Origin of the sequence: Pseudescherichia sp. (genome assembly GCF_031998825.1) — a bacterium.
Lineage (GTDB): Bacteria > Pseudomonadota > Gammaproteobacteria > Enterobacterales > Enterobacteriaceae > Pseudescherichia.
Window position 1 is genome coordinate 1 of the sequence record NZ_DAMACX010000021.1, and the last position, 25,050, is coordinate 25,050.

The window sequence follows — 25,050 nt, forward strand, 5'->3', positions numbered from 1 at the left end:
ACGGCCTGAAAAAAGCCTCTGTTGAAATCGACCGTAAGATCCTGGCTGACATCGCTGTATTCGACAAAGTGGCATTCTCTGCCCTGGTCGAAAAAGCGAAAGCAGCTCTGGCCTAAGCCAGTTAGAGAGAGGGAGCCTGGCTCCCTCTTTTTATTCCTGATCACACAAGGTAACGCAAGCATGAATGCTGCTATTTTCCGCTTCTTTTTTTACTTTAGCACCTGATTCCAGGAGGCTTGCGCGTGAAAGAAGAAACGAAAAACAGCGCCAGAAAGCCTCCCCAGGGAGGCTTTTTTTATGCCTGTATGTAAAAAATATGAGATCACCATAACGGTGTCAGCACCGACATAATGAGGAAAACCATGTCACATCTCGCAGAGCTGGTTGCCAGCGCCACGGCAGCCATTAACGAGGCTACAGATATTGCGGCATTAGATAATGTACGCGTTGAATATCTGGGCAAAAAAGGGCAACTGACCCTTCAGATGACAACCCTGCGTGAGCTGCCGCCTGAAGAGCGTCCAGCCGCCGGTGCGGTGATTAACGAAGCCAAAGAGCAGGTGCAGCAGGCGCTGAACGCCCGCAAAGAGATGCTGGAGAGCGCCGCGCTGAACGCACGTCTGGCGGCGGAGACCATCGATATCTCTCTGCCGGGTCGTCGCATTGAGAACGGCGGTCTGCATCCGGTTACCCGCACCATCGACCGCATTGAGAACTTCTTCGGCGAGCTGGGCTTTACCGTGGCAACCGGTCCGGAAATCGAAGACGACTACCACAACTTTGATGCCCTGAACATTCCAGGTCACCACCCGGCACGCGCCGACCACGATACCTTCTGGTTCGATGCGACTCGCCTGCTGCGTACCCAGACCTCTGGGGTGCAGATCCGCACCATGGAGAACCAGCAGCCGCCGATCCGCATTATTGCCCCGGGCCGCGTCTATCGTAACGACTACGATCAGACCCACACCCCAATGTTCCACCAGATGGAAGGGCTGATCGTCGATAAAAACATCAGCTTTACCAACCTGAAAGGGACCCTGCACGACTTCCTGAACAACTTCTTTGAGGAAGATCTGCAGGTACGTTTCCGTCCTTCCTACTTCCCGTTTACCGAGCCCTCCGCTGAAGTGGACGTAATGGGTAAAAACGGTAAATGGCTGGAGGTGCTGGGCTGCGGTATGGTGCACCCGAATGTGCTACGCAACGTGGGCATCGATCCAGAGGTGTACTCTGGCTTCGCATTCGGCATGGGGATGGAGCGCCTGACCATGCTGCGCTATGGCGTGACTGACTTACGCGCATTCTTCGAAAACGATTTGCGTTTCCTCAAACAGTTTAAATAAAGGCAGGAAAAAATAATGAAATTCAGTGAACTGTGGTTACGTGAATGGGTTAACCCGGCGGTCGACAGCGACGCGCTCTCCGATCAAATCACTATGGCAGGCCTGGAAGTCGACGGCGTTGACGCCGTGGCCGGCAGCTTTAACGGCGTCGTGGTGGGCGAAGTCGTTGAGTGCGGCCAGCATCCGAACGCCGACAAGCTGCGGGTGACCAAGGTTAACGTCGGCGGCGAACGCCTGCTCGATATCGTCTGCGGTGCGCCAAACTGCCGCCAGGGGCTGAAGGTGGCCGTGGCGACCATCGGCGCGGTGCTGCCGGGCGATTTTAAAATTAAAGCTGCCAAGCTTCGCGGCGAACCGTCCGAAGGGATGCTCTGCTCCTTCTCCGAGCTGGGCATTTCCGACGATCACAGCGGGATTATCGAACTGCCGGCGGATGCGCCGATCGGCACCGATATTCGCGACTACCTCAAGCTCGACGATAACACCATTGAGATCAGCGTAACGCCGAACCGTGCCGACTGCCTGGGGATTATCGGCGTCGCCCGCGACGTTGCCGTGCTGAACAAGCTGCCGCTGACCGAGCCTGAGATGGCGCCGGTTGTGGCAACCCTCAGCGATACGCTGCCTATCCGTGTTGAAGCTGCTGTCGCCTGTCCGCGCTATCTGGGCCGTGTAGTCAAGGGTATCGACGTCACCGCACCAACCCCGCTGTGGATGCGTGAGAAGCTGCGCCGCTGTGGCATCCGCTCTATCGACGCCGTTGTGGACGTGACTAACTTCGTCCTGCTGGAGCTGGGTCAGCCGATGCATGCCTTCGATCTGGGCCGCATTGAGGGCGGGATCGTTGTTCGTATGGCGCAAGAGAACGAGACGCTGGTTCTGCTCGACGGCAGCGAAGCGAAATTGCAGTCCGATACGCTGGTTATCGCCGACCATAACAAAGCCCTGGCGATGGGCGGTATCTTTGGTGGCGAACACTCGAGCGTAAATGGGGAGACCCAGGACGTGCTGCTGGAGTGCGCCTTCTTTAGCCCGCTCTCCATCACCGGTCGCGCCCGTCGTCACGGTCTGCACACCGATGCCTCTCACCGCTACGAGCGCGGTGTCGATCCGGCGCTGCAGTATAAAGCGATGGAGCGTGCGACCCGCCTGCTGCTGGATATCTGCGGCGGCGAAGCCGGTCCGGTTATCGATGTGACTCACGACGCCGCGCTGCCGAAGCGCGCAACCATCACCCTGCGCCGCAGCAAGCTGGATCGACTGATCGGCCACCACATTGCCGACGAGCAGGTCAGCGATATTCTGCGCCGTCTGGGCTGTGAGGTGACCGAAGGTCAGGACGAGTGGCAGGCGGTAGCGCCAAGCTGGCGTTTTGATATGGAGATTGAAGAGGACCTGGTCGAAGAGGTTGCGCGCGTCTACGGCTACAACAGCATTCCTGATGAGCCGGTGCAGGCGGGTCTGATCATGGGTAGCCATCGCGAAGCAGAGCTGTCAATGAAGCGGGTGAAAACCATGCTTATCGACAAAGGCTACCAGGAAGTGATCACCTACAGCTTCGTGGATCCGAAACTGCAGCAGCTGATCCATCCGGGCGAAGAAGCGCTGATCCTGCCAAGCCCGATCTCCAGCGAAATGTCGGCTATGCGCCTGTCGCTGCTGACCGGTCTGCTGGGCACGGTGGTCTATAACCAGAACCGTCAGCAGAGCCGCGTACGCATTTTTGAAACCGGGCTGCGCTTTGTACCTGATACGCAGGCGAATCTGGGGATCCGTCAGGATGTGATGCTGGCCGGAGTTATTACCGGAAGTCGCTACGAAGAGCACTGGAACCTGGCAAAAGAGAGCGTCGATTTCTATGATTTAAAAGGCGATCTGGAATCCGTTCTCGATCTGACCGGCAAGCTGGCTGACGTTCAGTTTAAAGCTGAAGCCAATCCGGCGCTGCACCCAGGCCAGTCCGCCGCGATTTATCTGAAAGGCGAACGTATTGGTTTTATTGGGGTTGTGCATCCTGAGCTGGAACGTAAACTGGATCTTAACGGCCGGACGCTGGTGTTTGAGATTGAGTGGAACGCCATCGCAGACCGTGTGATTTCGCAGGCGCGGGAGGTTTCACGCTTCCCGGCAAACCGTCGTGATATCGCGGTTGTGGTCGCGGAAAACGTCCCTGCAGCAGATGTTTTGGCTGAGTGTAAGAAAGTTGGCGTAAATCAGGTAGTTGGCGTAAACTTGTTTGATGTGTACCGCGGCAAGGGCGTAGCGGAGGGCTATAAGAGCCTCGCTATCACCCTGATCCTTCAGGATACCGGCCGTACACTCGAAGAAGAGGAGATTGCCGCTACCGTTGCCAGATGTGTAGAGGCATTGAAAGAGCGATTCCAGGCATCATTGAGGGATTGAACCTATGGCGCTTACAAAAGCTGAAATGTCAGAATATCTGTTTGATAAGCTTGGGCTTAGCAAACGGGATGCCAAAGAGCTGGTAGAGCTGTTTTTCGAAGAGATCCGTCGCGCTCTGGAAAATGGTGAGCAGGTAAAACTCTCCGGTTTTGGTAACTTTGATCTGCGTGATAAGAATCAACGCCCGGGACGTAACCCGAAAACGGGCGAGGATATTCCCATTACAGCCCGGCGCGTGGTGACCTTCAGACCCGGCCAGAAGCTAAAAAGCCGTGTCGAAAACGCTTCGCCCAAAGCAGAGTAATCTGAACTAACCAAAAAGGCCGCCCGTGCGGCCTTTTTTCTTTTCACTCGCCGCTCGGCATCTTAAAATCAACCCTCATGACGTTAAGCAGGATGGATCCGATGCTAGCTCTTGCTCACCTACAGACCCGTCGCCACGCCCGCTGGCTTGGCGGACTCTCACTGCTTCTGCTGCTGGCTATTGTGGTTAGCCTCTGTGCGGGCGATCAATGGATTGCGCCCGGCGACTGGCTAAGCCCGCGCGGGCAGCTCTTCGTTTGGCAAATCCGTCTGCCCCGTACCCTTGCGGTGGTGCTGGTCGGGGCGGCGCTGGCGCTCTGCGGCACCCTGATGCAGGCGCTGTTTGAAAACCCGCTGGCGGAGCCTGGGCTGCTTGGCGTCTCTAACGGCGCGGGCGTTGGCCTGATTGCTGCCGTCATGCTGGGGCAGGGGACGCTGCCCGTCTGGGCGCTTGGCCTGTGCGCCATCGCCGGGGCGCTGATGATCACCCTTATTCTGCTGCACTTCGCCCGCCGCCATCTCTCTATCAGCCGTTTGCTGCTGGCGGGCGTTGCGCTGGGCATTATTTGTAGCGCACTGATGACGTGGGCCATCTACTTCTCTACCTCATTTGACCTGCGCCAGCTCATGTACTGGATGATGGGCGGGTTTGGCGGCGTTGACTGGCAACAGGGGTGGCTGATGCTGGCATTGCTACCGGTGATGGGATGGGTCTGCATGCAGTCGCAGCCGCTCAATATGCTGGCGCTGGGGGAGCCCTCTGCCCGCCAGTTGGGCCTGCCTCTATGGTTCTGGCGCAACATACTGGTGGTCGCCACCGGCTGGATGGTGGGCGTCAGCGTCGCGCTGGCTGGATCGATCGGTTTTATCGGCCTGGTGATCCCCCATATTCTGCGCCTCTGTGGCCTGACCGATCACCGCGTGCTGCTGCCCGGCTGTGCGCTGGCAGGGGCAAGCGCGCTGCTGTTTGCGGATATTGTCGCCCGCCAGGCGCTTAACGCGGCAGAGCTGCCTATTGGGGTCGTCACCGCCACGCTAGGTGCACCGGTGTTTATCTGGCTGCTGCTGAAGGCGGCGCGGTAATCTCGCCACCGCACCGCACTTAACTCCCTATCGCGAAGAAACTTTTACGATAAAATTGCGGATGAATGCACGCCGTCTTATTGTCTATTATTAAAGGCCGGCGACTGAACCGGTGGCACGTTTGATAACCAAGGGGAAGCTATGCAACACGATATTCTGAACACTGACGTGACGACAATTGATGGTGAGAAGACCACGCTTGCAGATTACCAGGGCAAGGTGCTGCTGGTGGTCAACGTAGCGTCAAAATGCGGCCTGACGGCGCAGTATGAGCAGCTGGAGAACATTCACAAGGCCTGGGCGAAAGACGGTTTCGTGGTGCTCGGCTTTCCCTGCAACCAGTTTTTAGGCCAGGAGCCAGGCAGTGAAGAGGAGATTAAAACCTTCTGCAGCACAACCTATGGCGTTACCTTCCCGATGTTCAGCAAAATTGACGTTAACGGTGAGAATCGTCATCCCCTCTATCAGAAGCTGATCGCCGCTGCACCCACTGCCGTTGCGCCGGAAAAAAGCGGGTTCTACGAGCGCCTCGCCAGCAAAGGCCGCGCGCCGCTCTATCCTGACGATATTCTCTGGAACTTTGAAAAATTCCTGATTGGCCGCGATGGAGAGGTCGTCCAGCGCTTTGCGCCAGACATGACGCCGGAAGATCCCATCGTGATGGAAGCCATCAAGCTGGCGTTAGCAAAATAGTGAACGCGCTGATGACGCTACAGGATGTAGCGGAATCTGGCAGGCTGGGGCCCGTCACGGCCAGGGTAAATGTCGGTGAGATCCTGCATCTGGTGGGGCCAAACGGCGCCGGGAAAAGTACCCTGCTGGCACGTATGGCAGGACTGGCGAGTGGGCCGGGAAGCATCACGCTAAACGGCAAACCGCTGAGTGCCTGGCATGCGACCGCGCTGGCCCGGCGTCGTGCTTACCTTACCCAGCAGCAGCATCCGCCTTTTGCCATGCCGGTCTGGCACTACCTGACGCTGCACCAGCCCGATCGTAAGCATACTGAACTGCTGCATGACGTTGCCGGTGCGCTGGGGCTTGAGGATAAGCTCGGGCGCACGGCGAACCAGCTCTCAGGCGGGGAGTGGCAGCGGGTGCGTCTGGCGGCAGTGATTTTGCAGATCCATCCGGCCGGTAACCCAGAGGGAGAGCTGCTGCTGCTGGATGAACCGATGAATAGCCTGGACGTTGCCCAGCAGGCGGCGTTCGATCGCCTGCTTAGCGCGCTCTATCGGGCGGGTATTACCGTTGTGATGAGCAGCCACGATCTTAACCATACTCTGCGTCATGCCCACCAGGCATGGCTGCTGCGTAACGGTAAGCTGATTGCCAGCGGCCCACGTGATAGCGTGCTGACGCCTGCCAGGCTGGCCCAGGCCTACGGTATGCCTTTTCGTCGCCTTGATGTAGAGGGGCATAGCGTACTTATTTCTACGCTGTAAACGCATAGCATATTGCGCGGCGCTTTCCCGCCACGTTAAATTACTGGAAAAATAATAGAGCAGAGGATCCGCCCTGAATGCGCCTATGGTTTCTTTTCGCCACCGTGCTTTTTTTAGCAGGGTGCAGCCACCACCGGGCTCCACCGCCGAATCCACGGCTGGCGGACTCGATTACCGTTATCGCTAATCTTAACGATCAGCTCAGCCACTGGCGGGGTACGCCGTATCGTTACGGCGGTATGAGCCGGGGCGGCATAGACTGCTCCGGGTTTGTGCTGATGACCTTCCGGGATCGCTTCGATCTCCGTCTGCCTCGCGAGACGCGTCAGCAGGCAAAGGTGGGAACAGAAATTGATAAAGATGAACTGTTACCTGGGGATTTAGTTTTCTTCAAGACCGGCTCCGGCGACAGCGGCCTGCACGTGGGGATCTACGATACCGATAACCAGTTCATTCACGCCTCCACCAGCCGGGGGGTAATGAGGTCCTCTCTCGATAACGTCTACTGGCGTAAAAAGTTCTGGCAGGCGCGCAGAATTTAATTTTTTCGCCATATTATGGAAACGGGGTCATAACATGGCGCCGTTTTCTTTTTGCATAACGTAACATTTCCACACGTTGGAAAGTATTTACTCAATATATTAATGCTTACTAATTAGGCAGCTGATAATTATCAACTATCGTACTAATTTATAATGCCCGACTGGCAATTATCTTCCTCCCAGGATAACCTTAATTATGGGCAAGGGACCGTCTAAAATTATTTTGGGAGCGTGGAGCAGACAATGATTGTATCGCTCGACAATACCTGGTGCTCTGAACTGCTATTCAACCCAGCGCGCGATGCGCAGGGCAGGCTTCAGGGGCTTGAAATTGTCGTTAACTTTATTGGTATAGACCCCGACGTGCGCATTCCCACAGAGCTTGTGCTGCCGCGCCTGACGTCGCAGCAGGCTATTGCGCTGTTTAACGAACAGCTGGAGCTGATTGACGCCTGCCAGCTCTTTTTTATTCAGCATCATCTTATAGCATGGATCAATATTAATCCGGTTATTGCTGGTGCACTTTTAATGGATGAAAAGCTGGCCGCTTCGGTAAATCGTTTCCCCTTTATTGAATTTACCATCAATGAAAATTACCCGCAGTTAAACAGGGGGAATGAGAATCCTTTACTGGAGCAACTGGCTAATCGTTATTCTATGGTGCTGGCTGATTTTGGGGCAGGGACGGCGTCGACCCGAGCTATATTTGATGGTCTTTTTACGCGTGTTGCGCTGGATAAAAACTTTGTTAATCAGCGTCTCAGGGCGCGATCGTTTCAGCCATTTATGCAGGCCATCGTTACCCAAATAAAACCTTACTGCCGCTCAATGATGATTGCAGGCATTGACAGCGAACAGGCGCTGAAGAAAGTGACGCCGTTTGCCTTTAGCGCGATGCAGGGGCGCCTGTGGCCGCCGGTGCCTCCGCAGCAGGTTACCCAACTGGTGCAGGGATAACCGCGCACTCTGCCAGTGTTTATTCCTCCTGATACCTTCTACACTACAGGAAGAGGAGGAACCATGACCCTTTCGTTTACGACACACTGGCGCGATGAGCTGCCGGGCTTTTACACCTCGCTTTCGCCTACGCCGCTGCGCAATGCGCGCGTGCTGTGGCACAACGCTGCGCTGGCCCAGACGCTGGGCGTGCCCGATGCGCTTTTTGCGCCTGCCGAGGGGGCAGGCGTCTGGGGCGGTGAAACGCTGCTGCCGGGCATGTCGCCGCTGGCTCAGGTCTATAGTGGCCATCAGTTTGGCGTCTGGGCTGGGCAGCTGGGCGATGGCCGCGGCATTCTGCTTGGCGAGCAGCTGCTGGCCGATGGCAAAACGGTGGACTGGCACCTTAAGGGGGCAGGGCAGACGCCGTACTCCCGCATGGGTGACGGACGCGCCGTGCTGCGCTCGACCATTCGTGAAAGTCTGGCCTCGGAGGCGATGCACTATCTGGGGATCCCCACCACCCGGGCGCTGGCGATTGCCACCAGTGATACGCCGGTAGCGCGAGAAACCACCGAGCAGGGAGCCATGCTAATGCGCATCGCGGAGAGCCATCTGCGCTTTGGCCATTTCGAACACTTCTACTACCGCCGCGAGCCGGAGAAGGTCCGCCAGCTGGCCGACTTTGCCATCCGTCATCATTGGCCGCACCTTGCTGATGAGAGCGATAAATATGTGCTCTGGCTGCGGGATATCGTCGCCCGTACCGCGCGACTGATCGCTCAGTGGCAGGCGGTAGGCTTTGCCCACGGCGTGATGAATACCGACAACATGTCGATCCTTGGCCTGACCATCGATTACGGTCCGTTCGGCTTCCTGGATGATTATCAGCCTGGTTTTATCTGTAACCACTCTGACTATCAGGGCCGCTACCGTTTTGATAATCAGCCCGCGGTTGGCCTGTGGAATCTTCAGCGGCTTGCCCAAACGCTGTCGCCCTTTATCGATGTTGACACGCTGAACGCTGCCCTGGATGAGTATCAGCAGGTGCTGTTGCAGGAGTACGGTAAACTGCTGCGCAGCAAGCTGGGCCTGTTCACCGAGCAGCGCGGCGATAACGATCTGCTGAATACGCTCTTTGCCCTGATGGCGCGTGAGGGCAGCGACTATACGCGTACCTTCCGCATGCTGAGCAGCACCGAACAGCACAGCGCCAGCTCACCGCTGCGCGATGAGTTTATCGATCGCGGCGCGTTTGATGCCTGGTTTAGTACCTACCGTACGCGGTTGCAGGGTGAGCAGATTGACGATGCCGAGCGCCAGCGACAGATGAAAAGCGTAAACCCGGCGCTGGTCCTGCGTAACTGGCTGGCGCAGCGGGCTATCAGCGATGCCGAGCAGGGCGATACCCATGAGCTGGAGCGGCTGCACCAGGCGTTACGCGATCCCTTTAGCGATCGTAATGATGACTACGTCAGCCGGCCGCCTGACTGGGGTAAGCATCTGGAAGTGAGCTGTTCAAGCTAGAAGAGAACGCCCGCCACCATGGCGGGCGGAACGTTAGAGACGGGTGGACACCGCGGCAGAGAGTTTCTCCACCAGCAGAGTCGTGTCTTCCCAGTGCAGACACGGGTCGGTAATTGACTGCCCATAGGTGAGTGGTTGCCCGGCGACAATCTTCTGCGTCCCTTCCTGGAGGAAACTCTCCGCCATAATCCCGGCAATGGCCGTCGAACCGCTACGGATCTGCTGACAAACGTCGTCGCATACATCAAGCTGTCGACGATGCTGTTTCTGGCAGTTGCCATGGCTAAAATCCACCACCAGATGCTCAGGCAAAGAGAACTCGCTCAGCGTAACGCAGGCCTCGGCAATCGCCTCTGCATGGTAGTTAGGCGTCTTGCCACCGCGCATAATGATGTGCCCATAGGGGTTACCGCTGGTCTGATAGATGGTCATCTGCCCATTTTTATCCGGCGAGAGGAACATATGGCTCGCCCGTGAGGCGCGAATAGCGTCAACCGCAATACGGGTGTTGCCATCCGTTCCGTTTTTAAAGCCTACCGGACAGGAGAGCGCGGACGCCATCTCACGGTGGATCTGGCTCTCCGTGGTGCGCGCCCCGATTGCACCCCAGCTAATGAGATCGGCAATAAACTGTCCGGTCACCATATCGAGAAACTCGGTGGCGGTCGGTACGCCCAGCTCATTCACCTGCAGCAGCAGCTTACGCGCCAGCTCCATACCGTGATTAACCCGATAGCTGCCGTTAAGATCCGGATCGGAGATCAATCCTTTCCAGCCCACGACGGTGCGCGGTTTCTCAAAATAGGTACGCATCACAATCTCAAGCGTATCCTGATGCTTTTCACGCAGTTTCTGGAGTCGGTGAGCGTAATCCATCGCCGCATCAAGATCGTGAATTGAGCAGGGGCCTACAATCACTAACAGGCGACGATCTTCGCCGTTTACTATTTTCTCTATCCGCCGACGCGAGGCGTTAACGTGTTCCGCAACCGGCCGGGAGACGGGATACCGCTGGGCCAGCTCGGCCGGGGTCACCAGACTCTCAATGCGCGCAGTGCGGAGTTCATCAGTTTTGTTCATGACTTATCTCAGAAATTTATGGCTTCAGCGGCAGACCTGCCGGAAGTGATGGGCATCACGATAAACCAATCCGTGATGTTTTCAAGTATGGGCGTGATGCACATCACAATGCTGCGGGCAATGATAGCGGAAAATGGCGGATTGTACTAGCTAATTAGTACATGCTGCGATTCAGCTTCATGATATCGAGGATCTTAGTCGCGATCTCCTCCACCGAATAGTTAGTGCTGTTCAGGTAGGGAATATTATTTTTACGATAGAGCGCCTCCACTTCGGCCAGCTCCAGTCGGCACTGACGCATTGAGGCGTAGCGGCTGTTCTCAACGCGCTCCTCACGAATAGCTGCAAGGCGTTCGGCATTAATGGTCAGGCCAAACAGCTTGTGCTGAAGCGGTTTTAGCGCAGCGGGCAGCACCAGGTTATCCATATCGTCGGCGATAAAGGGGTAGTTAGCGGCGCGAATGCCAAACTGCATCGCCAGGTAGAGGCTGGTAGGCGTTTTGCCGCAGCGGGAGACGCCGAGCAAGATCACCTGCGCCTGCTCCAGATTGCGCATGGAGATGCCGTCGTCATGGGCAAGGGTGTAGTCAATCGCAGCGATACGGGCGTCATACCGCGTCAGGTTCCCCGGATTGAGACCGTGGGTGCGGTGGGCGACTGCGCTAGGATCGAGCTTAAGTTCCTGCTGGAGCGGAGCAACCAGCGCCTGGACGATATCCTGGCAGAAGCCCTGGCTCTGGGTAATGATGCTGCGGATCTCCGGCATCACGATGGAGTAGAAGACCAGCGGACGCACGCCTGTCTGCTGGTAGATGGCGTCAATCTGCTCCTTGACCGCATTGGCGCGCTGGACGTTTTCGACGAACGGCAGCGTGATGCTGTGAATGGCAACGGGAAACTGCGACATGACCGCGTGCCCGAGCACTTCTGCCGTGATGGCCGTGCCATCAGAAATATAAAACACCTGGCGATCGGCTGAATTTTCCATTTTTTATCCCCCGTTTGCATGATGGTGTTAAGGCTAAAAATAATTTAGGTACCATACTACTGCGCATTGCGCATTTGCACAAAATGAAATGCCGTTTTTATTTTTACTGAAATGTGCATTTCACTTTTATTTTTCATGTATACAAAAAATCTCAAATAGAGTGCAACCAAATCAGCAGGTTACAAAATAGCGTGAAACTGTCCGAAAAATAGAAAAATAAATTTGCTTGAACGATTCACCGTTTTTTTAAGCGAGCCAGTTATGCCAGGATAAATAGGTACGTCAGGTGTTGCTAACTCAATCATATATCAAAAAAGGATTGTCCGATGTCCAACAATGGCTCGTCACCGCTGGTGCTCTGGTATAACCAACTCGGCATGAATGATGTTGACCGCGTTGGGGGCAAAAATGCCTCCCTGGGTGAAATGATTACTAACCTGTCTGAAACTGGCGTGTCTGTCCCGAACGGGTTTGCCACCACGGCGGATGCGTTTAATCAGTTCCTCGATCAAAGCGGCGTCAACCAGCGTATCTACGAACTGCTGGATAAAACGGACATTGATGATGTAGGCGAACTGGCGAAGGCCGGGACGCAGATCCGCCAGTGGATCATTGATACCCCTTTCCAGCCGGAGCTGGAAAAGGCAATCCATGAGGCCTATGACCAGCTCTCTGAGGGCGATGCCGAAGCGTCGTTCGCCGTGCGCTCATCCGCCACGGCGGAAGATATGCCGGATGCCTCGTTTGCCGGTCAGCAGGAGACCTTCCTCAACGTGCAGGGCTACGATGCGGTACTGGTGGCGGTGAAGCACGTCTTTGCGTCACTCTTTAACGATCGCGCCATCTCCTATCGCGTGCATCAGGGCTACGATCATCGCGGGGTAGCGCTCTCTGCTGGCGTGCAGCGCATGGTACGCTCTGATTTAGCCTCCTCTGGCGTCATGTTCTCAATCGATACCGAATCCGGCTTCGATCAGGTGGTGTTTATCACCTCCGCCTGGGGTCTGGGTGAAATGGTCGTGCAGGGGGCGGTTAACCCGGACGAGTTCTACGTGCACAAGCCGACGCTGGCGAACGATCGTCCCGCCATTGTGCGCCGCACCATGGGCTCGAAAAAGATCCGTATGGTCTATGCCCCAAGTCAGGAGCATGGCAAACAGGTACGTATTGAAGACGTTCCTGAAGCCGATCGCGACGTATTCTCCCTGACCGATGAGGAAGTCCAGGCGCTGGCGAAGCAGGCGGTGCTGATTGAGCAACACTATGGTCGTCCGATGGATATCGAGTGGGCCAAAGATGGTCATACCGGCAAGCTCTTTATCGTGCAGGCACGTCCGGAGACCGTGCGCTCCCGTGGTCAGGTTATGGAGCGCTATACGCTTAATGCGCAAGGCAAGGTGGTTGTCGAAGGCCGTGCCATCGGGCACCGCATTGGCGCGGGTCCGGTAAAGGTGATCCACGATATCAGCGAAATGAACCGCATTCAGCCCGGCGACGTGCTGGTGACGGACATGACCGACCCGGACTGGGAACCGATCATGAAAAAAGCGGCGGCCATCGTGACCAACCGCGGCGGACGTACCTGCCATGCGGCGATTATTGCCCGCGAGCTGGGTATTCCGGCGGTGGTGGGCTGCGGTGACGCGACCGAGCGCATTCGCGACGACGAGAAGGTTACCGTCTCCTGTGCTGAAGGCGACACTGGCTATGTCTATGCCGAGATGCTCGATTTTAGCGTGCAGAGCTCCAGCGTTGACACTATGCCCGATCTGCCGCTGAAGATCATGATGAACGTGGGTAACCCGGATCGCGCCTTTGACTTCGCCTGCCTGCCGAACGAAGGCGTTGGCCTGGCGCGCCTGGAGTTCATCATCAACCGCATGATTGGCGTGCACCCGCGTGCGCTGCTGGAGTTTGACGACCAGGAGCCCGCCCTGCAAAACGAAATTCGCGAGATGATGAAGGGCTACAAATCACCGAAGGACTTCTACGTCGGTCGGCTGAGCGAAGGCATTGCCACCCTCGGTGCTGCCTTCTGGCCGAAACGCGTTATCGTGCGTCTCTCTGACTTTAAATCCAACGAGTATGCCAACCTGGTGGGCGGTGAGCGCTACGAGCCGGAAGAGGAGAACCCGATGCTCGGCTTCCGTGGCGCGGGCCGCTATGTCTCTGACAGCTTCCGCGACTGCTTTGCTCTGGAGTGCGAGGCGGTTAAACACGTACGTAACGATATGGGTCTTACCAACGTCGAAATTATGATCCCATTCGTCCGTACCGTTGAGCAGGCGAAAGCGGTAGTAGACGAGCTGGCACGTCAGGGTCTGAAGCGCGGCGAGAACGGGCTGAAGGTCATTATGATGTGTGAAATCCCGTCCAACGCCCTGCTGGCGGAGCAGTTCCTTGAGCACTTTGATGGCTTCTCTATCGGCTCGAACGATATGACGCAGCTGACGCTAGGCCTGGATCGTGACTCCGGCGTGGTATCTGCCCTCTTCGACGAGCGCAACGAAGCGGTTAAAGCGCTGCTCTCCATGGCGATCCGCGCGGCGAAAAAAGAGGGCAAATACGTCGGCATCTGTGGTCAGGGACCATCCGATCACGAGGACTTTGCCGCCTGGCTGATGGAGGAGGGGATCGACAGCCTGTCGCTGAACCCGGATACCGTTGTTCAGACCTGGCTGAGCCTCGCCGAGATCAAGCCGTAACCTTTCCTACCCCCAGAGCCTTCCCGTCCCCGGAAGGCTCTCTTTTCTTCTGCCGGTTTGCCTCTGGTCAAAATAAATTCTGCTGATGTGATGACAACCAGGTTTATTTGCTGATGTCAGACTACTCTTACAGAGGTTAAAGCTGATCTATTTTCAGCTCTACTTATTAAACCGTCGAAAGTTGCGACATAAGCCGTATGGTTATAAGGGAGAAGAAGAGATGACCGATCAACATGTGCATGTCCGAAACGATTACGATGACATATATACGCCGGGTAGAGGCGTCCCACTAAAACGTATTTCCTGGAGTGCAGTATTTGCTGGCGTCATTATTTCGATGGTGCTCTACCTGATGCTCGCCATTCTTGGAACGGCCATTGGTACCACCACTATCGATCCTCTGGAAGAGGAAAACCCGATGGGTGGTATCGGCATGGGGGCGGCGATCTGGACCGGCCTGAGCATGCTGATCGCCATTGCGGCGGGGGCCTATGCCACAGGCAGGCTGGCACAGCGAGAGGGTGCTCTGCATGGAGTGCTGATGTTTGGCGTCAATACTATCATTAGCGCCTGGTTTGTTATTACGCTAGCCAGCAGCGCGGTGACCGGCGCGATGAATATTATGGGAGCGGGCTTGCAGGCCGTAGGCAGTGGTATCAGCGCCGCCGCGCCACCGGTTAAGGATATGGTGAGGGATAAACTCGCCGAGAACAATATTAATCTCGATAGCTTACAGCAAGAGCTGGAGACGACGCTGCGACAAACCGGTAAACCTGAATTGCAGCCCGAGGCGTTGCAAAATCAGGCGCAGAATGAAGCCAACAATGCCCAGAATCAGGCGGCGGCAACGGCTAACACGCCGCAGACGGCCGACACCGATGTCGCAGGGTTTATCAAAGGCTTAATCGACAGGAATCAGGATACCTTCCAGGCAGCTGACCGCGAAGCGCTGAAAAATATCATTCAAGCGCGTACCGGAAAATCTGATGCGGAAGCGGAGCAGATTGTTGCCCAGACCGAGAAAAGCTATCAGGAAGCCCGGGCTAAATTTAACGAGCTGAAAGCACAGGCGGAGCAGAAAGCCCGTGAAGCAGGTGAGAAAGCGGCCGCCGCTACTGCTAAAGCAAGCTGGTTTACCTTCTTTATGCTGCTCATTGAAGCGGTACTGGCGGGTGCCATGGGTATGGTAGGACGTCGTACTCAGCCGCGTCAGGTAACAACGACCGACCGCATCAGATAATATTGCCTGTTATTTAAACATCAAGCCAGACTCCGGTCTGGCTTTTTTTATGGTTATTTTGAAGGGCCGGAATTTAGCTTAAAAAAAAGCCCATCGTGGGAGATGGGCAAAGACTACACACAGCAATTCGTTGTTTCACTCAGGGGATTTCCATGCTTATAAATCAACGCCTTGATTTATAACCGTGCCTTAATAGTAGGCATCGCCCTTATTAGCGTCGATCAGATTCGTCTCAATAGTTAACCATAAGTAACGATTTTGCGACAAGCAAAATTGCAGATATAGCGTATATATAGTGAGTTGCAGGGTCCGACCAGAAAGGGAATATAAATAATTGATAAGCGTGGCTTAATAGTAAAGCGGGTTTCCCCGCTTTAATGACTATTTATTACCCAGTTCGCGATCGTTAACCTTTTCCAGAAGATTATCCCTGGCTTCACCGGGAGGAGGAACTTCATGTACCCAGGCATCAAAAAGACGCCATGAGACCGCGAGCAGAACTGGACCGATAAATAGGCCGATCATGCCAAAGGCGATCAGTCCGCCAATCACGCCGGAGAGGATCAGAATCAGCGGTAGGTCGGCACCCATGCGAATCAGCACCGGGCGGATAACGTTATCCAGCGTCCCCACCACGCAGCTCCAGACCAGCAGCACCGTGCCCCAGGTGGTATCCCCGCTCCAGTAGAGCCAGATGATAGCCGGGATCAGCACCGGCAGCGGACCAATCTGTACCAGGCAGGAGAGGATCATGACCACCGTAAACAGGGTTGGGTAGGGTACGCCGGTGACAGCCAGCCCAATGCCGCCCAGCACCGCCTGTACCAGCGCGGTCACGACAACACCGAGGGCCACGGCGCGGATCGCCTGCGCCGCCAGCAGCACGGCGGTATCGCCACGTCGACCCGCCAGGCGAGTGGCAAAGTGACGAATGCCCTGGGCCACCCGCTCACCGCGCCAGAATAGCAGGGCGCTGAACAGCAGCATCAATGCACAGTGCATCATAAAGCGGCCAATATGCGCCGCCTGGCCGACGAACCAGGTCGTCGTTGCGCCCAGATAGGGACGTACCTTAGCCATAATCGCGCTGCCGCCCATATCCAGCAGGTTATGCCAGCCGAGATAGAGGTTATGGCCCACCAGCGGAACACTCTTGAGCCAGGCCAGATCCGGCGGGGTCAAATCACCAGAGGTAATGGCGCGGATCACCGGGCCGCTGCCGTCAACAAGGCTATTCACCAGCAGGGCAATAGGAATAACAAAGACCAGGATTAAGATCACGGTCATACATAGCACCGCCAGGGAGCGGCGGCCTGCCAGCACACGCTGGAAGCGTAAAAACAGCGGCCAGGTGGCAATCACGATGGTGCCTGCCCAGGCAAAGCTGAGAATAAAGGGTTGCACTATCCATAAACAGGCAACAATCATAACGGCTAAAAACAGCACCGAGAGCAAGATCTGAGCTACATCTCCGGGCTGACGACTATTGATCATAAGATCTATCCACCTTTTGTTTTCGCCGAACCGTCGGCGCAGCGTCTGTTTAATACATGAATACGGCTGTTTATTTCAGCACGTTTTGTCCGCGCTATTTTGCCCGTAATTCAAAGGGGCGTAGCATAAAAAAATGTGATACAACGATAAATGCACAACGCAAACGATACACTTACAACATTAACAGTCAGGCAGGGTCAACGGTAATGATCCCACAGATTTCTCAAGCACCCGGCGTCGTTCAGCTGGTGCTCAATTTTTTGCAGGCACTGGAGCAACAGGGTTTTACAGGTGATACCGCCACGGGTTACGCCGATCGGCTAACCATGGCGACCGATAACAGTATTTACCAGCTTCTCCCCGATGCAGTGGTTTTTCCCCGTTCAACCGCCGACGTCTCCCTGATCACCCGGCTTGCCGGAGAGGCCCGCTTCCAGTCGCTGGTCTTTACCCCGCGCGGCGGGGGGACCGGCACCAATGGCCAGGCGCTAAACCAGGGCATCATTGTCGATCTCTCCCGCTATATGAACCGCATTCTCGAAATAAACCCTGAAGAGGGCTGGGTACGCGTGGAGGCTGGGGTGATCAAGGATCAGCTCAATCAGTTTTTGAAGCCGTACGGCTTCTTCTTCGCCCCGGAGCTCTCCACCAGCAACCGTGCCACCCTTGGCGGCATGATCAATACCGACGCCTCCGGACAGGGATCGCTGGTTTACGGTAAAACGTCCGATCACGTGCTGGGGGTACGGGCCGTTCTGCTGGGTGGCGATCTGCTGGATACGCAGCCGGTCTCGCTGGAGCTGGCGCGTACGCTTGGCAAGGCGCAGACCGCGCAGGGGCGGATCTATAAAACGGTATATGAGAGCTGCTATAACAATCGCCAGCTGATTATCGATAAGTTTCCCAGGCTAAACCGGTTCCTGACCGGCTACGATCTGCGTCACGTCTTTGATGATGAGATGACTACCTTCGATCTCACCCGCGTCCTGACCGGATCGGAGGGGACGCTGGCCTTTATTACCGAAGCGCGGCTGGATATTACGCCGCTGCCGAAGGTGCGCCGGCTGGTTAACGTTAAGTATGACTCCTTCAACTCGGCGCTGCGCAACGCCCCCTTTATGGTGGAGGCCCAGGCGCTGTCGGTAGAGACCGTTGACTCTACGGTGCTCAACCTGGCGCGGGAGGATATTGTCTGGCACTCCGTGCACGATTTGATTACCGACGTGCCGGATAAAACCATGCTGGGGCTGAACATCGTTGAGTTTGCTGGCGATGATGCTGAACTTATCGACGGTCAGGTCAACGCCCTCTGTCAGCGTCTGGATGCGCTGATTGCTGCCGAGGAGGGTGGGGTTATTGGCTGGCAGGTGTGCAGCGAGCTGGCAGGGATTGAACGCATCTATGCGATGCGTAAAAAAGCGGTCGGACTGCTGGGGAATGCCAAAGGTGCCGCGAAGCCGATTCCCTTTGCGGAGGATACCTGCGTGCCGCCGGAGCATCTGGCGGACTACATCGTTGAATTTCGCGCGCTGCTCGACAGTCACGGGCTGAACTACGGCATGTTTGGTCATGTGGATGCGGGCGTACTGCACGTTCGCCCGGCGCTGGATATGTGCGATCCGCAGCAGGAGATGCTGATGAAAAAGATCTCCGACGAGGTGGTGGCCCTGACGGCGAAGTATGGCGGTCTGCTCTGGGGTGAGCACGGTAAGGGTTTCCGCGCCGAATACAGCCCGGCTTTCTTTGGCGAGCAGCTTTACGGCGAGCTACGCAAGGTTAAGGCGGCGTTCGATCCGCAGAACCGGCTCAACCCGGGTAAAATCTGCCCGCCAGCGGGCCTCGATGCGCCAATGATGCAGGTCGATGCCGTAAAGCGCGGCACCTTTGACCGACAGATCCCTATTAGCGTGCGCTCCTCATGGCGCGGCGCGATGGAGTGTAACGGCAACGGGTTGTGCTTTAACTTTGATGCGAAAAGCCCGATGTGCCCGTCGATGAAAATCACCAGCAACCGTATTCACTCACCCAAAGGCCGTGCCACGCTGGTGCGCGAATGGCTGCGGTTGCTCGCGGATCGCGGTGTCGATCCCATCAAGCTGGAGAAGGAGCTGCCGGAAAAACGTGCCAGCCTGCGGAGCCTGATCGAACGCACCCGTAACAGCTGGCATGCGCGCCACGGTGAGTATGATTTCTCGCATGAGGTGAAAGAGGCGATGTCCGGCTGTCTGGCGTGCAAGGCCTGTTCGACCCAGTGTCCGATTAAAATTGACGTTCCGGAGTTTCGCTCGCGCTTCCTTCAGCTCTATCACACCCGCTATCTGCGACCGCTGCGCGACCACGTTATTGCCAGCGTGGAGAGCTATGCGCCGCTGATGGCCCGTGCGCCGAAGACCTTTAACTTCTTTATAAACCAGCCGTGGGTGCGCTCAATGTCAGCCACCCACATCGGGATGGTGGATCTGCCTCTGCTGTCGGTGCCTTCTCTCCAGCAGCAGATGGTTGGGCATCGTTCCGCCAATATGACCCTCGACGAGCTGGAACAGCTCAGCGAAGAGCAGAGGGCGAAAACGGTGCTGGTGGTGCAGGATCCCTTTACCAGCTACTACGACGCCCAGGTAGTGAGCGATTTTGTCCGGCTGGTAGAGAAGCTGGGCTATCAACCGGTCTTGTTGCCGTTCTCGCCGAACGGTAAGGCGCAGCACATCAAAGGTTTCCTGACGCGTTTTGCTAAGACGGCGCAAAAAACCTCTGACTTCCTGGCACGGGTAGCACGGCTTGGAATGCCGATGGTCGGCGTCGATCCGGCGCTGGTGCTCTGCTACCGCGATGAGTACAAGCAGACGTTAGGGGACAAGCGCGGCGAGTTTAACGTCCAGCTGGTGCACGAGTGGCTACCCGCTGCACTGGCATCGCATGAGGAGCAGGCGTCGGGCGGCGAGGCCTGGTATCTGTTTGGTCACTGTACCGAGGTCACCGCGCTACCGGGTGCGCCGGGACAGTGGGCAAACATTTTTGCCCGCTTTGGCGCTAAACTTGAGAACGTTAGCGTTGGCTGCTGCGGCATGGCCGGAACCTACGGCCATGAGATTAACAATCATGCTAACTCGCTGGGGATCTACGAGCTATCCTGGCACCAGGCAATGCAGCGTCTGCCGCGCAACCGCTGCCTGGCGACGGGGTACTCGTGCCGCAGCCAGGTTAAGCGCATTGAGGGTAGCGGCGTGCGCCATCCGCTACAGGCTCTGCTGGAGATAATGGGATGATCTGGAAACGTACGGCTACCCTCGACGCGTTGAACGCAATGGGCGAGGGCAATATGGTAGGACTGCTTGATATTCGTTTTGAGCGCATCGGTGACGATGTACTTGAAGCCTCGATGCCCGTTGATGCCCGCACCCATCAGCCTTTTGGTCTGCTGCACGGCGGCGCGTCGGTGGTGCTGGCGGAAACCCTCGGTTCGGTGGCGGGCTACCTCTGCACCGAGGCTGAGCATAACGTGGTAGGGATCGAGATCAACGCCAACCATATTCGTGCCGTACGCAGCGGCCGGGTGCGTGGCGTCTGTTCCGCACTGCATACCGGCGGCCGCCATCAGGTCTGGCAGATTGATATCTTTGATGAGCAGGATCGGCTGTGCTGTTCATCGCGGCTGACTACCGCCGTCGTCTGAGATTTTGCGGCAGGTTTTGCCTGCCGTTTCCTGCCGATCTATTTTTTTCTTCCCCAGATGCGATTTTTTAAAAACATGCTAAAATCCGCGCGATTGAATCTTCGGCTAAAACTATTGTCTTAATCGAAGACCGTAACGCTGACTGACCTAATGAAGGGATTCGTTGTTTCCTTAAGCGCTACTTACTATAAGCTTAAAGGTAACAACGTTATGTGCGCTTCGTTTAAACTGGCTTTTCTGCATCCCCGTCACTGGTCGACCTGGTTTGGCCTTGCCGTTCTCTGGCTTCTTGTTCAACTGCCGTATCCTCTGCTCTATCGCTTCGGTACCGGGCTTGGCCGCATGGCGCGACCGTTCCTTAAACGGCGGGAGAGTATTGCCCGACGCAACCTCGAACTCTGTTTCCCTGAGATGACGCCCGCACTGCGTGAGACCCTCATCGAAAGAAACTTTATGTCATTGGGCATGGGACTGATCGAGACGGGCATGGCCTGGTTCTGGCCGGACAAGCGGGTGCGCCGCTGGTTCGACGTAGAGGGCTATCAAAACCTGGTCGAGGCGCAGAAAAAATACAATGGCGTGATGGTTGTTGGCGTGCACTTTATGTCGCTGGAGCTGGGGGGACGGGTGATGGGGCTGTGCCAGCCGATGATGGCAACCTATCGTCAGCACAACAGTCCGGTGATGGAGTGGGTGCAGACCCGAGGCCGTATGCGCTCCAATAAATCGATGATCGACCGTCGCAACCTGAAGGGCCTGGTTAGCGCGCTGCGTAAGGGTGAGGCAGTCTGGTTTGCTCCCGATCAGGACTATGGCCGTAAAGGCAGCACTTTTGCCCCGTTCTTCTCTGTTAACGCCGCGACGACCAACGGTACCTATGTGCTGTCACGCCTCTCCGGTTCGGCCATGCTGACGGTGACAATGGTACGCAAGCCTGACGGCTCTGGCTACCAGCTGCATATCGGCGAGGCGCTAACGGACTATCCGGTTGACAATGAGTTCGAAGCGGCAAGCTATATGAACCGGGTAATTGAGCGGGAGATTATGCGTGCCCCTGAGCAGTATCTGTGGATCCATCGCCGCTTTAAAACCCGCCCCATGGGCGAAGCCTCGCTCTACCTCTGATTCATTGATAAAAGCTGCCTGCTGATGCGGGCAGTTGCAATCCTGACAGCTCTACCCATTTTAGCGGCTGTGCATGCCTGTTGATTATGCTTATCATTCTCATGTTGATAATAGCAAGGAGCAGGCATGAAACTTTATTGGTGCAGAAGAAGCATTCCCGAACTGGCTAACCTGCCACGAAAAGTGCGCAATAAAAACTATCGGGATGCTTTTAGAATGGCGAGAACGCACAGGGAGTTCTGGATTGGTACAGTGCTCTATTTTGTGCTGCTGCTGGGCGCATTTGAACTATTTGATTCTCTATTTCCAGGCGAGCCGGGGATAGAGAGAGAGATTTTTCGCTGCGTAATTTGTGTCGTACCCTGCGTTCAACTCTGGACACAGTTCAACGTTTACATAATGAGGAAGTACTATCGGCATATCCTGTTGCGCTGTACGCAAGAGTAATGCCGTAAACAGGCCTCGCGTGAGGCCTGGGTTTATGCCACTTTTTTCCATCTCCGCCTTTTCGGGAGGGTAGTTTTCGCAGTGAGTCTGACTCCGCAAACGGAACAGACGGCCCCATGGGGATAATTTTTGTCAGGGCAAAAAGTTGTGAAGATGAACTTAGAACCGTTGCAGACAGGGCACTTAAACTTGAGATTGGGGATGACCCCTCCGGCCCGTTGAGTGGAAACACCAATTTAGCATGATTTTTAAGCAGTCACAGGGTTAATGGTAAGCGCGCTCGTAATAGCACAGATTTCTCACAAATAAGCCATTTCACACAAATTATCATCTGGCATCTCCTTTTCACTCCAGCATAATCCACTCTATGACGAGCGCTTTCTGCTGAATAAATTTTTCACCTGCTACTAAATGTCATAGATAGGTAATTATCGCTATATTAATTGGTTTTAGCGATCGTAATTATCGTTTCGATCGATTAATTCTATCAATTGTTTCGCTTAAACTTCTTTTGTGCAGAAAAAGGACACATAAAGCACATATCAGATATCGTCACGAATGCATGAAATTTTTTATCGCTAATCGCATAAATAGGCATTGCCTATACATGTTTCATTTTTGTTATCAAACAGTAACTCTTCGCATTTAAAAGATAATAAAATCATTGTGTTATCTTTGTAAATCCTTTCCTGTTAACCCTGACAGCAGGGTCTATGCTTAATAGAAGTGTTCAAAAAGGGCATCTAACGCGAATAACCCTGCGGATTAGAGGTTGAAGTGATAATCATTATCACTAACATAGCGTTATGTCCTTCTGACGTAATCGTGTGAGGTAAACCTATGGAATTGCATTCAGGGACTTTCGATCCAAACAATCCGGGCTGGGAAGGGGTAACGTTGACTCCGGCAGCGGCGGAGCATATTCGCGCACTTACCAGCAAGCAGCCAGAACTGCGCGGCGTTCGCCTCGGCATTAAACAGACAGGCTGTGCAGGTTTCGGCTATGTGCTGGATACGGTGACCGAGCCGACAGAAGACGATCTGCTGTTTGAGCTAGACGGCGCGCACCTGTACGTTCCTTTACAGGCCATGCCGTTCATTGATGGAACGACCGTCGACTATGTGCGTGAAGGATTAAACCAGATATTTAAATTTTATAATCCGAAAGCTCAGCACGAGTGTGGCTGTGGTGAAAGCTTTGGGGTATAGGCGGTACTATGTCGCGTAATTCTGAGTCTCATAAAACTGAAGCAATGGACGATGTCCAGACCTGGTCAGGCCACCTTAACTATAAAGAGGGCTTTTTTACTCGGTTACAAACTGACGAGATGGCTCACGGCATCAATGAAGATGTTGTGCGGGCTATTTCGGCCAAACGAAATGAACCTGAATGGATGCTTGAGTTCCGCCTGAATGCCTTTCGGGCATGGCTGACCATGGAGGAGCCGCACTGGCTCAAGGCACACTACGACAACCTCAACTATCAGGATTACAGCTACTACTCTGCCCCCTCCTGCGGCAACTGCGACGATACCTGTGCGTCAGAGCCGGGTGCGGTGCAGCAGACGGGGGCGAATGCCTTTTTGACCAACGAGGTGGAAGAGGCATTTAACCAGCTGGGCGTTCCGGTGCGTGAAGGCCGCGAAGTGGCAGTCGATGCCATTTTTGACTCGGTTTCCGTGGCGACCACCTACCGGGAAAAACTCTCGGAGCAGGGAATTATCTTCTGCTCGTTTGGGGAAGCGATCCACGATCATCCAGAATTGGTGAAGAAATATCTTGGTACCGTTGTACCGGGCAATGATAACTTCTTTGCGGCCCTGAACGCCGCCGTCGCCTCCGATGGCACCTTTATCTATGTGCCAAAAGGCGTGCACTGCCCCATGGAGCTGTCGACCTATTTCCGTATCAACGCGGAGAAAACGGGTCAGTTCGAGCGCACCATTTTGGTGGCCGATGAGGGGAGCTACGTTAGCTACATTGAGGGTTGCTCGGCCCCGGTGCGCGACAGCTATCAGCTTCATGCTGCGGTAGTAGAGGTGATCATCCATAAAGACGCGGAGGTGAAATACTCCACCGTGCAGAACTGGTTCCCAGGGGATAACAATACCGGCGGCATCCTGAACTTCGTGACCAAACGCGCGCTGTGTGAAGGTGAGAACAGCAAGATGTCCTGGACGCAGTCAGAGACCGGCTCGGCAATCACCTGGAAATACCCAAGCGTTATCCTGCGCGGCGATAACTCCATCGGCGAGTTCTACTCCGTGGCGCTGACCAGCGGCCATCAGCAGGCTGATACCGGCACCAAGATGATCCACATTGGTAAGAACACCAAATCGACCATCATTTCGAAAGGGATCTCGGCGGGGCAGAGCCAGAACAGCTATCGCGGGCTGGTGAAAATCATGCCGACGGCGACCAACGCACGTAACTTTACCCAGTGTGACTCCATGCTGATTGGGCCAGACTGTGGGGCGCATACCTTCCCCTACGTCGAGTGCCGCAATAACAGCGCTCAGCTAGAGCACGAGGCGACCACGTCGCGCATTGGCGAAGATCAGCTCTTCTACTGCCTGCAGCGCGGCATTAGCGAAGAGGATGCGATCTCCATGATTGTTAACGGCTTCTGTAAAGATGTCTTCTCTGAGCTGCCGCTGGAGTTTGCCGTAGAAGCCCAAAAACTGCTGGCAATTAGCCTTGAACACAGCGTCGGTTAAGG

At 55.4% G+C, this 25,050-nt stretch carries 21 protein-coding genes, 1 other RNA gene, 1 pseudogene and 1 other annotated feature; of the genes and pseudogenes, 19 read left to right on the forward strand and 4 right to left on the reverse strand.

Annotated elements, in window-relative coordinates:
* The 11 genes and pseudogenes from rplT to selO all read left to right on the forward strand — a co-directional run.
* Positions 1 to 116 (forward strand): annotated as a pseudogene (gene rplT / locus RTP97_RS11340) (50S ribosomal protein L20); the annotation flags it as partial.
* 59 nt (positions 117 to 175) lie between these two features.
* Positions 176 to 299, forward strand: a sequence feature (Phe leader region).
* The gene (gene pheM / locus RTP97_RS11345) at positions 181 to 225 is read left to right on the forward strand and encodes a pheST operon leader peptide PheM (protein ID WP_001386830.1); all 45 of its coding nucleotides are present in this window, start codon (positions 181 to 183) and stop codon (positions 223 to 225) included. (Overlaps the previous feature by 45 nt.)
* 63 nt (positions 300 to 362) lie before the next feature.
* A complete protein-coding gene (gene pheS, locus RTP97_RS11350; protein WP_312210959.1) occupies positions 363 to 1,346 on the forward strand; it encodes a phenylalanine--tRNA ligase subunit alpha in 984 nt (327 codons plus the stop codon).
* 15 nt (positions 1,347 to 1,361) lie between these two features.
* The gene (pheT, locus tag RTP97_RS11355) at positions 1,362 to 3,749 is read left to right on the forward strand and encodes a phenylalanine--tRNA ligase subunit beta (RefSeq protein WP_312413622.1); all 2,388 of its coding nucleotides are present in this window, start codon (positions 1,362 to 1,364) and stop codon (positions 3,747 to 3,749) included.
* A 4-nt stretch (positions 3,750 to 3,753) separates the two neighbouring features.
* The gene (gene ihfA, locus RTP97_RS11360) at positions 3,754 to 4,053 is read left to right on the forward strand and encodes an integration host factor subunit alpha (RefSeq protein ID WP_006820203.1); all 300 of its coding nucleotides are present in this window, start codon (positions 3,754 to 3,756) and stop codon (positions 4,051 to 4,053) included.
* Positions 4,054 to 4,154: 101 nt separating this feature from the next.
* Entirely contained in the window at positions 4,155 to 5,135 is a 981-nt protein-coding gene (gene btuC / locus RTP97_RS11365; RefSeq protein WP_312413624.1) for a vitamin B12 ABC transporter permease BtuC, read from the forward strand.
* A gap of 141 nt (positions 5,136 to 5,276) precedes the next feature.
* Positions 5,277 to 5,828 carry a glutathione peroxidase gene (locus RTP97_RS11370; protein WP_312413626.1) on the forward strand — a complete coding sequence of 184 codons (552 nt, stop codon included), beginning with the start codon at positions 5,277 to 5,279 and terminating at the stop codon, positions 5,826 to 5,828.
* An 11-nt stretch (positions 5,829 to 5,839) separates the two neighbouring features.
* Positions 5,840 to 6,577, forward strand: a complete 738-nt coding sequence (btuD, locus tag RTP97_RS11375; protein ID WP_409455938.1) for a vitamin B12 ABC transporter ATP-binding protein BtuD — start codon at positions 5,840 to 5,842, stop codon at positions 6,575 to 6,577.
* Positions 6,578 to 6,654: 77 nt separating this feature from the next.
* Positions 6,655 to 7,119 carry an NlpC/P60 family protein gene (locus RTP97_RS11380; RefSeq protein WP_312210969.1) on the forward strand — a complete coding sequence of 155 codons (465 nt, stop codon included), beginning with the start codon at positions 6,655 to 6,657 and terminating at the stop codon, positions 7,117 to 7,119.
* Between the two features lie 243 nt (positions 7,120 to 7,362).
* Positions 7,363 to 8,076, forward strand: coding sequence for an EAL domain-containing protein (locus tag RTP97_RS11385; protein WP_312413726.1), 714 nt, complete (start codon positions 7,363 to 7,365; stop codon positions 8,074 to 8,076).
* Positions 8,077 to 8,139: 63 nt separating this feature from the next.
* Entirely contained in the window at positions 8,140 to 9,582 is a 1,443-nt protein-coding gene (gene selO / locus RTP97_RS11390) for a protein adenylyltransferase SelO (RefSeq protein ID WP_312413630.1), read from the forward strand.
* Between the two features lie 33 nt (positions 9,583 to 9,615).
* On the opposite strand, the gene aroH is transcribed toward selO, so the two are convergent.
* Both aroH and RTP97_RS11400 read right to left on the reverse strand, forming a co-directional pair.
* The gene (aroH, locus tag RTP97_RS11395; protein WP_312413632.1) at positions 9,616 to 10,662 is read right to left on the reverse strand and encodes a 3-deoxy-7-phosphoheptulonate synthase AroH; all 1,047 of its coding nucleotides are present in this window, start codon (positions 10,660 to 10,662) and stop codon (positions 9,616 to 9,618) included.
* 154 nt (positions 10,663 to 10,816) lie between these two features.
* The gene (locus RTP97_RS11400) at positions 10,817 to 11,650 is read right to left on the reverse strand and encodes a pyruvate, water dikinase regulatory protein (RefSeq protein ID WP_312413634.1); all 834 of its coding nucleotides are present in this window, start codon (positions 11,648 to 11,650) and stop codon (positions 10,817 to 10,819) included.
* Positions 11,651 to 11,976: 326 nt separating this feature from the next.
* Here RTP97_RS11400 and ppsA point away from each other — a divergent pair, with 326 nt between their 5' ends.
* Entirely contained in the window at positions 11,977 to 14,355 is a 2,379-nt protein-coding gene (ppsA, locus tag RTP97_RS11405) for a phosphoenolpyruvate synthase (protein WP_312413636.1), read from the forward strand.
* A 220-nt stretch (positions 14,356 to 14,575) separates the two neighbouring features.
* Positions 14,576 to 15,595: a hypothetical protein gene (locus RTP97_RS11410; protein WP_312413637.1), complete on the forward strand. Its 1,020-nt coding sequence runs from the start codon at positions 14,576 to 14,578 to the stop codon at positions 15,593 to 15,595.
* Positions 15,596 to 15,673: 78 nt separating this feature from the next.
* On the opposite strand, the gene rprA is transcribed toward RTP97_RS11410, so the two are convergent.
* Together rprA and ydiK are read right to left on the reverse strand one after the other, a co-directional pair.
* Positions 15,674 to 15,781: antisense sRNA RprA (gene rprA, locus RTP97_RS11415), an RNA gene on the reverse strand.
* 195 nt (positions 15,782 to 15,976) lie between these two features.
* Positions 15,977 to 17,089, reverse strand: coding sequence for an AI-2E family transporter YdiK (gene ydiK / locus RTP97_RS11420; RefSeq protein ID WP_312413638.1), 1,113 nt, complete (start codon positions 17,087 to 17,089; stop codon positions 15,977 to 15,979).
* Positions 17,090 to 17,295: 206 nt separating this feature from the next.
* Between ydiK and RTP97_RS11425 the strand changes: the two genes are divergently transcribed.
* The 6 genes from RTP97_RS11425 to sufB all read left to right on the forward strand — a co-directional run bounded on the left by RTP97_RS11425 (position 17,296) and on the right by sufB (position 25,048).
* On the forward strand, positions 17,296 to 20,352 hold the full coding sequence (locus RTP97_RS11425; protein WP_312413640.1) for an FAD-binding and (Fe-S)-binding domain-containing protein: 3,057 nt from the start codon (positions 17,296 to 17,298) through the stop codon (positions 20,350 to 20,352).
* On the forward strand, positions 20,349 to 20,759 hold the full coding sequence (gene menI, locus RTP97_RS11430; protein ID WP_312210985.1) for a 1,4-dihydroxy-2-naphthoyl-CoA hydrolase: 411 nt from the start codon (positions 20,349 to 20,351) through the stop codon (positions 20,757 to 20,759). Before RTP97_RS11425 ends, menI begins: the two co-directional genes overlap by 4 nt.
* Positions 20,760 to 20,969: 210 nt before the next feature.
* On the forward strand, positions 20,970 to 21,884 hold the full coding sequence (lpxP, locus tag RTP97_RS11435) for a kdo(2)-lipid IV(A) palmitoleoyltransferase (RefSeq protein ID WP_312413642.1): 915 nt from the start codon (positions 20,970 to 20,972) through the stop codon (positions 21,882 to 21,884).
* Between the two features lie 126 nt (positions 21,885 to 22,010).
* Positions 22,011 to 22,331 (forward strand): hypothetical protein, encoded by a 321-nt coding sequence (locus RTP97_RS11440; RefSeq protein WP_312413645.1) that lies wholly within the window; start codon positions 22,011 to 22,013, stop codon positions 22,329 to 22,331.
* Positions 22,332 to 23,171: 840 nt separating this feature from the next.
* Complete coding sequence (gene sufA, locus RTP97_RS11445) at positions 23,172 to 23,540, forward strand: Fe-S cluster assembly scaffold SufA (protein WP_312413647.1); 369 nt, start codon at positions 23,172 to 23,174, stop codon at positions 23,538 to 23,540.
* Between the two features lie 8 nt (positions 23,541 to 23,548).
* Positions 23,549 to 25,048, forward strand: a complete 1,500-nt coding sequence (sufB, locus tag RTP97_RS11450; protein ID WP_312413649.1) for a Fe-S cluster assembly protein SufB — start codon at positions 23,549 to 23,551, stop codon at positions 25,046 to 25,048.
* Positions 25,049 to 25,050: the final 2 nt, after the last annotated feature.